At 69.6% G+C, this 12,953-nt stretch carries 12 protein-coding genes; 4 read left to right on the plus strand and 8 right to left on the minus strand.

Annotated elements, in window-relative coordinates; translation table 11 throughout:
• Window positions 1-20: 20 nt before the first annotated feature.
• Window positions 21-884 (plus strand): LuxR C-terminal-related transcriptional regulator, encoded by an 864-nt coding sequence (locus BLV31_RS16190; protein WP_064061053.1) that lies wholly within the window; start codon window positions 21-23, stop codon window positions 882-884.
• Window positions 885-933: 49 nt separating this feature from the next.
• Window positions 934-2,289 (plus strand): APC family permease, encoded by a 1,356-nt coding sequence (locus BLV31_RS16195; RefSeq protein WP_064061054.1) that lies wholly within the window; start codon window positions 934-936, stop codon window positions 2,287-2,289.
• Between the two features lie 2 nt (window positions 2,290-2,291).
• Here BLV31_RS16195 and BLV31_RS16200 read toward each other — a convergent pair whose 3' ends face one another.
• The 5 genes from BLV31_RS16200 to dxr form a co-directional block, all read right to left on the minus strand.
• A complete protein-coding gene (locus tag BLV31_RS16200) occupies window positions 2,292-4,133 on the minus strand; it encodes a penicillin-binding transpeptidase domain-containing protein (RefSeq protein WP_064061055.1) in 1,842 nt (613 codons plus the stop codon).
• A 32-nt stretch (window positions 4,134-4,165) separates the two neighbouring features.
• Window positions 4,166-5,002: a GNAT family N-acetyltransferase gene (locus BLV31_RS16205; protein ID WP_006554252.1), complete on the minus strand. Its 837-nt coding sequence runs from the start codon at window positions 5,000-5,002 to the stop codon at window positions 4,166-4,168.
• Window positions 5,003-5,116: 114 nt separating this feature from the next.
• Window positions 5,117-6,271, minus strand: coding sequence for a flavodoxin-dependent (E)-4-hydroxy-3-methylbut-2-enyl-diphosphate synthase (gene ispG, locus BLV31_RS16210; protein ID WP_024100645.1), 1,155 nt, complete (start codon window positions 6,269-6,271; stop codon window positions 5,117-5,119).
• A 45-nt stretch (window positions 6,272-6,316) separates the two neighbouring features.
• Window positions 6,317-7,534: a M50 family metallopeptidase gene (locus BLV31_RS16215; RefSeq protein WP_024100644.1), complete on the minus strand. Its 1,218-nt coding sequence runs from the start codon at window positions 7,532-7,534 to the stop codon at window positions 6,317-6,319.
• 15 nt (window positions 7,535-7,549) lie between these two features.
• A complete protein-coding gene (dxr, locus tag BLV31_RS16220) occupies window positions 7,550-8,701 on the minus strand; it encodes a 1-deoxy-D-xylulose-5-phosphate reductoisomerase (RefSeq protein ID WP_039586973.1) in 1,152 nt (383 codons plus the stop codon).
• Window positions 8,702-8,852: 151 nt separating this feature from the next.
• Here dxr and BLV31_RS16225 point away from each other — a divergent pair, with 151 nt between their 5' ends.
• A complete protein-coding gene (locus BLV31_RS16225) occupies window positions 8,853-9,101 on the plus strand; it encodes a DUF2631 domain-containing protein (RefSeq protein ID WP_064061625.1) in 249 nt (82 codons plus the stop codon).
• A gap of 65 nt (window positions 9,102-9,166) precedes the next feature.
• On the opposite strand, the gene rlmN is transcribed toward BLV31_RS16225, so the two are convergent.
• The gene (gene rlmN / locus BLV31_RS16230) at window positions 9,167-10,276 is read right to left on the minus strand and encodes a dual-specificity RNA methyltransferase RlmN (protein WP_064061626.1); all 1,110 of its coding nucleotides are present in this window, start codon (window positions 10,274-10,276) and stop codon (window positions 9,167-9,169) included.
• A 136-nt stretch (window positions 10,277-10,412) separates the two neighbouring features.
• On the opposite strand from rlmN, the gene BLV31_RS16235 reads away from it, so the two are divergent.
• A complete protein-coding gene (locus BLV31_RS16235) occupies window positions 10,413-11,246 on the plus strand; it encodes an HpcH/HpaI aldolase/citrate lyase family protein (protein ID WP_039586971.1) in 834 nt (277 codons plus the stop codon).
• Window positions 11,247-11,258: 12 nt separating this feature from the next.
• Here BLV31_RS16235 and BLV31_RS16240 read toward each other — a convergent pair whose 3' ends face one another.
• Window positions 11,259-12,005, minus strand: a complete 747-nt coding sequence (locus tag BLV31_RS16240; RefSeq protein WP_064061627.1) for a class I SAM-dependent methyltransferase — start codon at window positions 12,003-12,005, stop codon at window positions 11,259-11,261.
• A gap of 7 nt (window positions 12,006-12,012) precedes the next feature.
• Window positions 12,013-12,951 (minus strand): phosphatidate cytidylyltransferase, encoded by a 939-nt coding sequence (locus BLV31_RS16245; protein ID WP_006550978.1) that lies wholly within the window; start codon window positions 12,949-12,951, stop codon window positions 12,013-12,015.
• Window positions 12,952-12,953: the final 2 nt, after the last annotated feature.

Raw genomic sequence — 12,953 nt, forward strand, 5'->3', positions numbered from 1 at the left:
CCCGATACCCCCGGAAAGGGGTGGCGTTCGTGTCGTCCTCCTCGTCGGCGCTGCTGCGTCCCCGTGACGGTGACGCCCTGCGCGGTGAACTCCGCCGCACCGCGGCGCAGGCACAGTTGCCGGTGGTCTTCGCCGGCGAGGTCCAGCAGGGATCGCTGCAGCTCAGCGAATTCTTCGGCACCCGCACCAACAGCCTGGCGGGGGTCGTGGTGCCTCCGCGGGCCGGTCTCGGCGGTCGCGTCCTCGCGGAGTCGCGGGTGGTGACGGTGTCGGACTACGGTCGCTCTGCGTCGATCACGCACCACTTCGACCGTCCCGTTCTGTACGAGGGATTGCGGTCCATCCTCGCCGTGCCGGTACTCGTCGAGGGCAAGGCCCGCGCGGTGTTGTACGGCGCCGCGCGCGAGTGCGCGCCGGTCGGTGATCGGGCGGTGACGGCGTTCGCGCAGGCGGCCGCACGTCTCGCGCACGAGATCGAGGTGCGCGACGAGGTCGATCGGCGACTCGCGATGCTCGAGCGGTCGTCCGGCGACCGCGATCCCGTCGCGACCGCGCAGGTCCGCGAGGTCCACGCCGAGCTGCGGGTGCTCGCGCAGGGCACGACCGATCCGGCGCTGCAGGAGAAGCTCCGCTCGTTGTCCGACCGTCTCGCCGGGGTGCTCGACGGAACGGAACCGGAATCGACGGACGTCGTGCTGTCCCCGCGCGAGACCGACGTGCTGTCCCATGTGGCGCTGGGGTGCAGCAACGCCGAGATCGCCCAGCGCCTGTCGGTCGGTGCCGAGACGGTCAAGAGCTACCTGCGCAGCGCCATGAGCAAGCTCGACGTCCATTCCCGCCACGAGGCCGTCGTCGCCGCGCGAAAATCGGGTCTGCTGCCCTGATATCCGGCCGGTCCCCCATCGGCGGACAGGGTGCGGAAGGGGGCCTGCGGTGGCCGAGACGACCGACTCACCCCAGCTCGTCCGCGTCCTCGGACCGGGTCTGCTCCTGCTGTTCGTCATCGGCGACATCCTGGGCACCGGCATCTACGCTCTCACCGGGGAGGTCGCGAACGAGGTCGGCGGCGTGGTGTGGCTGCCGTTCCTCGTCGCGTTCGCCGTCGCGACGGTGACCGCGTTCAGCTATCTGGAGCTGGTCACGAAGTATCCGCGGGCGGCCGGAGCGGCGCTCTACACGCACAAGGCGTTCGGCGTGCATTTCCTGACCTTCCTGGTGGCCTTCGCCGTGATGTCCTCGGGCATCACCTCTGCCGCCACTGCTGCGCGGGCGTTCGCCGCGAACTTCGCCGAGGCCTTCGGACTCGACCTGGCCGGCACGGCCGGGATCACCGTGATCGCGCTGGTCTTCGTCCTCGTCCTGGCGGTGATCAACTTCCGCGGGGTCGGCGAGAGCGTGAAGACCAACGTGGTGCTCACGATGGTCGAGTTGGGCGGCCTGCTCATCATCGTCGCGATCGGCATGTGGGCGTTGGGTTTCGGCGGCGGGGACTTCTCGCGTGTGGTCGAGATCGATCCCGGCGACCGGTCCGTCTTCTCCGCGGTGGTCGCAGGGACGGCCCTGGCCTTCTTCGCAATGGTGGGGTTCGAGGATTCGGTGAACATGGCCGAGGAGTGCAAGGAGCCCACCCGGATCTTCCCCCGGATGCTGCTGCTCGGCCTGGGTCTCGCCGCGTTGGTGTACGTGCTCGTTTCGATCACCGCGATCGCGCTCGTCGCGCCCGAGGAGCTCGGGGCGGGCGAGACGCCCTTGCTGCGGGTGGTCGAGGTCGGCGCGCCGGCGTTCCCGGTCGGGATCTTCGCCTTCGTCACGATGTTCGCGGTGGCCAACACCGCGCTGATCAACATGCTGATGGCGAGCCGGCTGGTCTACGGCATCGCCCGCGAGGACGTCCTGCCCGCCGTCCTGGGGCGGGTGCACCCCACGCGCCGCACGCCCTATGTCGCGATCGTGTTCACGACGCTGCTCGCGGTCGGTCTCGTCGTCTTCGTCGGCGGGGTGCCCGAACTCGGGGGGACGACGGCGCTGCTCCTGCTGGGGGTGTTCGCGATCGTCAACGTCGCCGCCCTGGTCCTGCGCCGGGACCACGTGGAGCACCGGCACTTCCGCGCGCCGACGATCCTCCCGGTGCTCGGGGCGGCCAGTTGCCTGTTCCTCGTCCTGCCGTGGGTCGACCGGCCCGTGACCCAGTACCGGACGGCCGGGGTGCTGCTCGGGATCGGTGTGGTGCTGTGGCTGGTGACGCGACTCGCAGGCCGGCGCGACGGTCGGCCCGCGAGTACGACCTGAGCTCAGGCTCCCTCGTCGTATTCCGGCGGCAGGGCGGCGAACATGTCGCGGGTGACCGCGACCGCATTGTCGGAGCTGCCGCCGCGCACGACGAGCGTCGCGAACGCCAGATCACCGCGGTAACCGACGAACCACGAGTGCGACCCGCCCTCGACCTCGGCCTCGCCGGTCTTGCCGTAGACGTCGCCCTGGTCCCGGATGCGGTCGGCGGTACCGCTCGTGATCACCAGGCGCATCATCTCGCGCAGACCCTCCACCATCTCCGGCGTCACCGGCAGCGGTGAACCGCTCACAACGGTCTCGCGACCCGCGATGAGATAGGGCACCGGGGTACGGCCGGCGGCGACCGTCGCCGCGGTGAGCGCCATCCCGAACGGGCTCACGACCACCTTGCCCTGACCGAAGCCGTCCTCGGTCCGTTCGACGAGATCCTCCGCGGGCGGAACCGATCCGGTGAAGGTCGGCATCCCGACCACCTCGTAGTCCACACCGATACCGAACTGCGAAGCGGCGACGGTCAGCGCGTCCGGGGCCATCTCGGAGGCGAGCTTGGCGAAGGAGGTGTTGCAGGATCGGGCGAAAGCGGTAGCGAGAGAGACCGTCCCGAGCTCGAACTCGTTGTAGTTCGGCACGCTGCGCTCACCGATCGTGATGCGGCCCGGGCACGGCACCATCGTGTTCGGGGTCGCGCTCCCCTCGGCGATCGCCGCACCCGAGGTGACGATCTTGAACGTCGAGCCCGGCGGGTACTGGCCGGCCAGCGCGACCGGGCCGTCCCGGTCGGCGGCCTTGTTCTGGGCCACCGCCAGCACCGCACCCGTGGACGCCTCGATCACGACCGTCATCGCCTGCTCGGTGCGGGCATCGACGGCCGCCTGGGCCGCGAGCTGGAGGAGACGGTCGAGACTGACCGAGAACGACGGCACCGGTTGCGGCGGCGTCTCGGTGAGCACCCCGGTGTCCACGCCGTACTGGTTCACCACGACGACGCTCCACCCGGCCGTGCCGTCGACCTCGTCGATGACGGTCTTCTTGATCTGACCCACGAGATCCGGCGCGAAGTTGCGATCGGTCGCGACGAGGTCGGCCTGCTCGGTCACCACGACACCGTCGATCCCGGCGAGACGTGGGGCGACGCGCTCGTAGTCGTCCTCGCGCAATCGCATCACCGAGCGCGGCCCGGAGGAGGCCGTCACCGATTCCGCGATCGCCTGCGCCGTGAGCGAGGAATCGAACTCCGACAACGTCGACGCGAGCTGGCGGGCGGCGCCGGCGACGTCGGTGGTCTGCGCGGCGTCGAAGGCGATGCCGTAGACCGTGCCGGGGACGAGGATGTCGCTGCCCGCGTGCTCGTTGACCCGGGCACGCGGCGCCGGGCTGCTGCGGAGCTGCATGGTCTGCCGTTCGCCGAGCTGCGGGTGCAGCGCGGACTTCGCCCACCGCACGATCCAGTCGTTCCCGCTGCGCCCCATGTTGAGCTCACCGGTGTACTGCCATACCCGTTCCTTCGGCAGGTGCCACTCGTAGTTGTAGCCCACCGTCGCGGAGTCGCCGCTGATCCGGGTGGATGTCGTTGTGGCGATGAGGGATTCGGCTTGAATCCCGTCCAGGACCTCCTGCATCGCGACGGCCGCGTCGTCGGGGCGGTCGGTGCGATCCGCCGCCGACGCGACGTCCTGCGCGGCGAACGAGTCGAGAAACGCCTGGGCGGCGGCCTCCGGCCCGGCCGGCCGCGGCGTGCACGCGACGGCCAGGCCGAGGAGCACGACGGCCGCCGACCACACAGCGCCGATCCGGAGTGCGCGTGCGTACAGGGATGCCGGGGTGGAACTTCGAGGTCTCATCGCCCGTCATCGTAGGCAGAGCCGACGGGAAATCAGTCGAGCAGCACCGTGGAGAACGTCGCGACCTGACGGAAACCCGCGCGGGCGTAGGCTCCACGAGCCGGGGCGTTGAAGCTGTTGACGTAGAGGCTGGGCAGGCGACCACTGCGAGCGACCGCGCAGGCCACGGCGGCCGTGCCGATCGTGCCGAGGCCCGAGCCACGATGCGCGGGATCGACCCAGACGCCCTGGATCTGGCCCACCGTGGACGACTGCGAACCCACCTCCGCCTTGAACACGACCTGTCCGTCCTCGAACCGCGCCCAGGCGCGTCCCGCCGCGATCAGGCTCGCGACGCGGCGCCGGTAACCCGCACCGCCGTCGCCGGTTCGCGGATCGATGCCGACCTCCTCGATGAACATCGAGATCGCGGCGGGCAGATACACATCCAGTTCGTCGGTCCGCACGGGCCGGACCAGCGGGTCGGGGTCCACGAGCGGCTCGCGGTCGAGAACGAGCAGGGGTTGTTCGGCGCGCACCTCGCGGGGAGCGCCCCACGTGGATTCGAGCCGCTCCCACATGGGCAGCGCGTACTCGGCGCGACCGACGATGGACGAACACAACCGCGGCCCGCGACTCGCGCGCTCGGCGAACGCCTGGATGTCGTCCGGACTACCCAGCAGCGGAATGAGGTTCGCGCCGGAGAAGCACAGCGAGGTCTCGGGGCCTCCGCGGCTCCACATCTCGCCGCCGACGGCACGCCCGTCGAGTCCGTACTCCTCGACGCGGCCGGCCACCATGCACGCGGCCACGGGGTCGCGGGAGAGCACCCGGAGCACCGCGGCGGTGTCACGTCCGCCCAACGACCGGACGCCCAGAAGCTTGAGCACTCGCTCACCACCCGTCGAGAAGCCGATACGAGATCAGAGTGCCATGCCGGACGGCGGCGTGGAAACCTGAGTCCTCGAAAGTGAGAGAACGCCGTCCCGTGCGCCCCACCCGTATCAGCCCACCGACACCACGGGGCCGCCGCCCGAGTCGTTGCCGTCCATCTCGTCGGCGATGCGCATCGCTTCCTCGATGAGGGTCTCGACGATCTGCGCCTCGGGCACGGTCTTGATGACCTTGCCCTTGACGAAGATCTGGCCCTTGCCGTTTCCGGAGGCCACACCGAGGTCCGCCTCACGAGCCTCACCGGGTCCGTTGACGACGCAACCCATCACCGCAACCCGCAGCGGCACCTCCATGCCCTCGAGTCCGGCGGTGACCTCGTTGGCGAGGGAGTAGACGTCCACCTGGGCACGCCCGCAGGACGGGCACGAGACGATCTCGAGTTTGCGGGGACGCAGGTTCAGCGACTGCAGGATCTGCGTGCCGACCTTGATCTCCTCGGCGGGCGGCGCCGACAGGGACACGCGGATGGTGTCGCCGATGCCCTCGCTCAGCAGCGCACCGAAGGCGACGGCCGACTTGATGGTGCCCTGGAAGGCGGGGCCGGCCTCGGTCACACCGAGGTGCAGCGGGTAGTCGCACTGCGCGGCGAGCTGCCGGTAGGCCTCGACCATCACGACGGGGTCGTTGTGCTTGACGGAGATCTTGATGTCGCCGAAGCCGTGTTCCTCGAACAGGCTCGCCTCCCACAGGGCGGACTCGACGAGCGCCTCCGGGGTGGCCTTGCCGTACTTGGCGAGGAGCCGGGGGTCGAGGGAGCCGGCGTTGACGCCGATCCGGATGGGGATCCCGGCGTCTCCGGCCGCCTTGGCGACCTCCTTGACGCGACCGTCGAACTCCTTGATGTTGCCGGGATTGACGCGCACGGCCGCGCAGCCGGCGTCGATCGCGGCGAAGATGTACCGCGGCTGGAAGTGGATGTCGGCGATTACCGGGATCTTGCTCTTCTTCGCGATGATCGGGAGTGCGTCGGCGTCCTCCTGACGCGGGCACGCGACACGCACGATGTCGCAGCCGGACGCCGTGAGCTCCGCGATCTGCTGGAGGGTGGCGTTCACGTCGTGCGTCTTCGTGGTGGTCATCGACTGCACGGACACCGGATGATCGCTGCCGACGCCGACATTTCCGACCATGAGCTGGCGGGTCTTGCGTCGGGGTGCGAGGACCGCAGGAATTTCGGGCATGCCCAATCCGACGGGGCTGGTCACAGTTCGCCTTCTTTCGTCGCTACTCGGCAAGTCTACCGGCGCAGATCAGAACAGCTTGATGGGGTTGACGATGTCTGCTGTAAGGGTGAGCACCATGTAGGCGCCACCGATGACCACCGCCACATAGGTCAGCGGCAGCAGTTTCATGTAGTCCACGGGAGGGCCGACCGGCAGTCCGCGCAGGCCGCGCAGCCAGTTGCGGGCCTTCTCGTAGATCGCGACGGCCATGTGCCCACCGTCGAGCGGCAGCAACGGGAGGAGGTTGAACGCACCGAGGAAGAAGTTCAGCTGAGCGAGCAACAACACGAACGACTCCCAGATGCCGCGCTCGGCGAACTGGCCGCCGATGACACTGGCGCCCACGACACTGACCGGGGTGTCGACCGCGCGCTCTCCCCCGGTGACGGCCGTCCACAGGTCGGCGACCTTACTCGGCAGGCTCACGAGGGCCTCGGCCGTGCGGACCGCCAGGTAACCGGTGAAGTCGAAGGTCGCGGGGATCGCCGAGAGCGGCGTGTACTCGATGATGCCCGGCTCTCCCCCGACCCCGATCGCACCGACGGTGCGGGAGACGGGTTCGGCGTCGAGCGACTCGCTCTCGTAGACCCAGCGCTGGACCTGCTGGACCGTGACGGGCACGGTGAGGGTCTCGTCACCACGCTCGACGGTGAACGGTACGGTGCCCGACAGGGGCTGCGTGGCCCGGACGAGGTCGCCGAAGGTCTCGACGGACTGCCCGTCCACGGCGACGATCACGTCCCCCGGTTCGATGCCGGCCTGCTCGGCCGGGCCGGGACCCGAGCAGTCGGCCGGGGTGTAGTCGGGCGGCCCGTCCTGGGTCGGCGCGGCACAGCCGACGGTGCCGACCACCGCACGGTTGTCGGTGTTGGGCAGTCCCGCGCTGGCAGCGAGGCCGTAGATGAGCACGATGCCGAGCAGGAAGTTCATCGCGATGCCACCCGACATCACGACGAGACGCTTCCACGTCTTCTGCTTGTACATCGCGCGCTCGACCTCGTCGGGCGCGAGTTCGTCCAGGGCCGTCATGCCGGCGATGTCGCAGAACCCGCCGGCCGGAACCGCTTTGAGACCGTATTCGGTCTCCCCGCGGCGGAAGGCGAACACACGGGGACCGAACCCGATGTAATAGCGCCGGACCTTCATGCCCAGCTTCTGCGCCGTCCACATGTGGCCGGCCTCGTGCAGGGCGATGGAGACGGCGATGCCGAGGGCGAACACCACCACGCCCAGTACGAACATCATGAGTGGCCGATCCTCCTATACGAGTGTGCGCGCCCGGTCGCGGGCCCAGCCGTCGGCGGCGAGCACGTCGTCCACGGTACTGGGTTCGGCGGACCACTCGTGTGCGTCGTTCAGCACGGCCTCGACGGTCTGCACGATCCGCGGGAACGACAGCGTCCCCGCGAGGAAGGCTTCGGCAGCGACCTCGTTGGCCGCGTTGTAGACGGCGGTGAGGCATCCGCCGCCCACGCCCGCTTGGCGCGCGAGCCGCACGGCGGGGAAGACGTCGTCGTCGAGGGGTTCGAACTCCCAGGTGGACGCGGTCGAGAAGTCGAGTGCCGGGGCGGCGTGCGGGACGCGGTGCGGCCAGCCGAGGGCCAGCGCGATCGGCAGCTTCATCGACGGCGGCGATGCCTGGGCAAGGGTCGATCCGTCGACGAAGGTGACCATCGAGTGCACGATCGACTGCGGGTGCACCGTCACGTCGATCCGGTCGTAGTCCACACCGAAGAGCAGGTGGGTCTCGATGAGTTCGAGTCCCTTGTTGACGAGGGTCGCCGAGTTGAGGGTGTTCATCGGCCCCATCGACCAGGTGGGGTGGGCGCCGGCCTGTTCGGGCGTCACCGATTCGAGACGATCGGCGGTCCAGCCGCGGAACGGACCGCCCGAGGCGGTGAGCACGAGACGCGCCACCTCGTCGCCGCTGCCGCCACGCAGGCACTGCGCCAGCGCGGAGTGCTCCGAGTCGACGGGCACGATCTGGCCCGGCCCCGCCGCCTTCGTGACGAGCGAGCCGCCCGCGACCAGCGATTCCTTGTTCGCCAACGCGAGTCGTGCACCGGTGTCGAGCGCCGCGAGGGTTGGTTCGAGACCGAGGGAACCGACCAGGGCATTGAGCACGACGTCGGCCTCGACTTCGCGTACGAGTTCGGTGACGGCGGTCGGGCCGCTCCGGACCGGCAGGTCGAGACGTGCGGCAGCGTCAGGGTCGGCCACGGCGACCTCGCGGACGCCGGTCGCGCGGATCTGTTCGGCGAGTAGGTCCGTCTTGCCTCCGCCCGCGGCGAGACCGACGACTTCGAAGTCGTCGGGATTGGCGGCGATCACGTCGAGTGCCTGGGTACCGATGGAACCGGTACTGCCCAGCAGGAGCACCCGGGTGCGGGAAGAAGATCGAGTCTCGGCCACGCGAGCATTGTTCCCCACGCACCTGAACGGTTCCTGAACCGCCCGGCTTCCACCCGTCGGAACGCACCGCACGCATGCCCCGCTTCGTACGACGCGGGGTCGTATGTCACGATAAGCAGCAACAGCAGCATCTGGTGAGCAGGAGGAAACCGTGGCCGGTACCGAGTTGCAGTCCACTCGTGGTGATGTGGCGGCGGAAGTGCCGTCCGCCGAGTGGGGTTGGAGCGGGGAAGCCCCCAGGTTCTTCCGCGTCATGGCCCTGGTCGTCGCGGCGTTCCTGCTGCTGATGCTCATCGGCAACCACGAAGGACACGTGGAGAGCCTGTACCTGATCGGCTCGGCGGCCCTGCTCGTGTTCATCGTCGCGCGCGACGCGGTGCGCCGGCGCCGTCTGCGCTAGTTCCACGAACGTTCGGGGCCCGTCCGGATTCTCCGGACGGGCCCCGTCGTGTCTTCGGTGCCGCCTCAGCCTTCGGCGGCGAGCTGCCCGCAGGCTGCCGCGATCTCCTGGCCACGCGTGTCGCGCACGGTGCACGACACGCCCTGGGCCTGCACGCGCCGCACGAATTCGCGTTCGACGTCCTTCGGGCTGGCGTCCCACTCGCTGCCCGGTGTGGGGTTCAGTGGGATCAAGTTGACGTGCACGAGCGACCCGAGCGCCTTGTGGAGCTTCTTGCCGAGCATGTCAGCGCGCCACGGCTGGTCGTTGACGTCGCGGATGAGGGCGTACTCGATCGAGACGCGCCGGCCGGTCTTGTCGGCGTAGTACCGCGCCGCCTCGAGAACCTCGGCGACCGACCACCTGTTGTTGACGGGGACGAGGGTGTCGCGCAGTTCGTCGTCCGGGGTGTGCAGCGACACCGCGAGGGTGACGCTCAGACCTTCGTCGGCGAGGCGCCGGATGGCCGGTGCCAGTCCCACGGTGGAGACGGTGACCGAGCGCTGCGACAGGCCGAGCCCTTCGGGGGCAGGTGAGGTGATGCGGCGCACCGCCGCGACCACCCGCTTGTAGTTCGCGAGCGGCTCCCCCATGCCCATGAACACGACGTTCGACAGCCGTCCGGGTCCGCCGGCGACGTCACCGTCGCGCAGCGCCGCAGCAGCCGCACGCACCTGATCGACGATCTCCGCCGTGGACAGGTTCCGGTCGAGGCCGCCCTGGCCTGTCGCGCAGAACGGGCACGCCATGCCGCACCCCGCCTGGCTCGAGATACACAGCGTGGCGCGGTCGGGATACCGCATGAGCACGCTCTCGAGAAGGGTGCCGTCGTGCGCGCGCCACAACGTCTTGCGGGTCTCCCCTCCGTCGCACGCGATGTGCTTGACCGCGCTGAGCAGAGGCGGGAACAGCGACTCCCCCACCTTGTCGCGGACGGCGGCGGGAAGATCGGTCATCTTCGCCGGATCCGCCTCGAGCCGTCCGTAGTACTGCCGGGCGAGCTGGTCGGCACGGAAGGCCGGCAGCCCCAGTTCGCGCACCGCATCACGACGCTGATCTGCGTCGAGGTCGGCAAGATGGCGCGGCGGAAGACCACGCTTGGGCGCATCGAAGACCAGGGGCAGAGAAGAAGCCATAATCACCCATTGTCCCATGATCCGGGACGGATGGGTCGCGGTGTCGCTGTGATACTCGCCCCCATTCCTGTGCCGGTGTCACCGCTCGGTCTCCCTCACGCCGAGTCACCCGGGCGCGGAGGGGGAATACGGGAGCATGGACATCATGACCGGTCTCGTCGCTCCCGAAGTCGCACGCTCGTGGTTGCTCGTTCCGGGCCGCTCCCCCGATCTCTTCGACGCCGCCGCCGACTCGCCCGCCGATGCGGTGGTGCTCGACCTCGAGGATGCCGTACCCGCCGCGGCCAAACCCGCCGCTCGCGACGGCATCGTGGCGTGGCTGCGCGAGGGTGGGAAGGCCTGGGTGCGGGTCAACGACGCCACCACGTCGTTCTGGGCCGACGATCTCGCCGCGCTCGCCGGCCTATCGGGCCTGCAGGGCGTCATGCTCGCGAAGGCGGAGAGCGGTCACCAGGTCGAGGCCACCGCCGACCTGCTGCCGGAGGGCACGCGCATCCTCGTGTTGATCGAGTCGGCGATGGGTCTCGAGGCGGCTCCCGAGATCGCCCGCGCGGAGGGCACCTTCCGCCTGGTCTTCGGCAGCGGCGACTTCCGGCGCGACACCGGCATGAGCGACAGCCCGATGGCGATGGCATACGCGAGATCCCGGTTGGTCATCACAAGCCGCGCCGCGCGCCTGCCGGGACCCATCGACGGACCCACACTCAGCGACGACCCCGAGGTCCTCGAACGTGAGGCCGAGCTGACGCGCTCGATGGGGATGACCGGCAAGTTGTGCATGACCGGCGAACGCGCGTCGTACGCGAACGTGGCTCTGAGCCCGAACAGCACGGACGTGGACTGGGCGGAAGGCATCATCGACAAGCTCGGTGAGGACGGGCGCAACGTCCGCGACGGCAGCGACCTGCCGAACCTCGCGAAGGCGAAGAAGATCACCGAGCTGGCGCGGATGTTCGGTATCGGCCGGTAGCGCTGACCGGTCTCAGCTCAGTTCCAGGCCGCCGATGGGTCTGCGGCGCACGTGCAGCCGGTAGCGGACGGTAAGCGTCGTGCCGGGTGTCTCCCGGATCGCCCGGGTCGCGACGCGGGGTGCGAACTCGATGCCGAGCACCCGCTCGAGGGTCGCGCGGTCCGGGAACTCCCACAGCGTGTCGATGCGGCGCAGATCGAATCCCTGCGCCTCGAAGAACGCCTCGACCGCGGCCGGGTCGTAGTGCGGGAGGTCGTCGCGCATCCAGTCGCCGTAGGGATGGGCGGTGGCGTCGAGGTCGACGACGGCGAGCGCCCCGCCGGGACGCAGCACCCGCATGGCCTCGAGGATTCCGGCGCCGCACCCGGGGCCGAAGAAGTAGGCGGTGCGGGCGTGGACGAGATCGACCGAGGCGTCAGGCAGCGGCATGTCCGCGGCGGAGCCTTCCGTCACGGTGACCGACGGAAGACCTTTCACGCGGGTGCGGGCCGCGGCGACCAGCGGCGGGTACGGCTCGATTCCGGTCACCGTGCGTGCGTCGGACGCGAACATCGGAAGGTGGAAACCCGAACCGCACCCGACGTCGACGACGTGGCGGCCGATCCAGTCCGCGGCCTCCCGCAGCGCCGCGTACACGGCGCCGCGGGGGTCCTGCGCGCGGTTCTCCTCCTCGTACACCTCGGGCCAGTGCCAGATGTTGGGGCTGGCGATCACACCACTTCCCGACTTCGGCGCACGAAGCTTCGACGGACGCACCATCGGCCGACTACACGAAGGCCGTGAGGATCAGCCAGGTGACGAAGGCCGACGGCAGGATCGAGTCGAGCCGGTCCATGATGCCGCCGTGACCGGGCAGCAAGGTGCCCATGTCCTTGATACCGAGGTCGCGTTTGACCTGCGACTCGATCAGATCTCCGGCCGTCGCCGTGAACACGAGCACCGCACCGAGGATCACACCGACCCACCACGGGCCGTCGAGCAGAAGCATGACCGTGAGGACGCCGACGGCGACGCACGCCACGAGCGACCCGCCGAACCCCTCCCAGGACTTCTTCGGGCTGATCGCCGGCACCATCGGGTGCTTACCGAAGAGCACGCCCGCTGCGTAGCCACCGATGTCCGACGCCACGCACACGAGCATCAGGCAGAACACGCGCTGCGCGCCCTGATCCTCGAGGACCATGAGGGTCGCGAACGACGCCAGCAGCGGCAACCAGGCGGCGACGAAGACCGCGACAGCGGTATCGCGCAGGTAGTTGCGTGGCTGCGCGACGAGACCGTGGTCGAACAGGCGCCACAGCATCGTCACGACGACCGTGCCCGCGAACGCGCCGAGCACACCCGTTGTGCCGTACGGCCACCCGAGCCAGATCATCGCCTGACCACCGGCCAGCAGCGGCAGTCTGGGGACGAGCACGTCGGCTTCACGCAGACGCTTGGTGACCTCCCAGGTCGCGATGCCGATGGCGATCGCGACGACGGCGAGCCACGCCTTCGGGGCGAACAGCAGGATCCCGATGACGAGCGCACCCAGACCCCCGCCGACCGCGAAGGCGGCCGGCAGGTCGCGTCCCGCCCGTGAGGGTTTCTTCACCGGCTCCGACGCAGGGTCGGGGGCCGGTGCCGGGTCTGCAGGGGTGGCACCGGAGTCGGCTCCGGCACCGAGTGGAAGCTGCGGGTCGGAGGACCCGTCGGCTCGACCCACTG

It is taken from the genome of Rhodococcus pyridinivorans, assembly GCF_900105195.1.
GTDB lineage: Bacteria > Actinomycetota > Actinomycetes > Mycobacteriales > Mycobacteriaceae > Rhodococcus > Rhodococcus pyridinivorans.

What these genes read in the sequence shown, in the direction of transcription:
- rlmN (WP_064061626.1), bottom strand. Translation starts at nt 10,276, where the DNA reads ATGGCTTCTTCTCTGCCCCTGGTCTTCGATGCGCCCAAGCGTGGTCTT.
- BLV31_RS16200 (WP_064061055.1), bottom strand. Translation starts at nt 4,133, where the DNA reads ATGAGACCTCGAAGTTCCACCCCGGCATCCCTGTACGCACGCGCACTC.
- BLV31_RS16215 (WP_024100644.1), bottom strand. Translation starts at nt 7,534, where the DNA reads ATGATGTTCGTACTGGGCGTGGTGGTGTTCGCCCTCGGCATCGCCGTC.
- BLV31_RS16235 (WP_039586971.1), top strand. Translation starts at nt 10,413, where the DNA reads ATGGACATCATGACCGGTCTCGTCGCTCCCGAAGTCGCACGCTCGTGG.
- BLV31_RS16240 (WP_064061627.1), bottom strand. Translation starts at nt 12,005, where the DNA reads ATGGTGCGTCCGTCGAAGCTTCGTGCGCCGAAGTCGGGAAGTGGTGTG.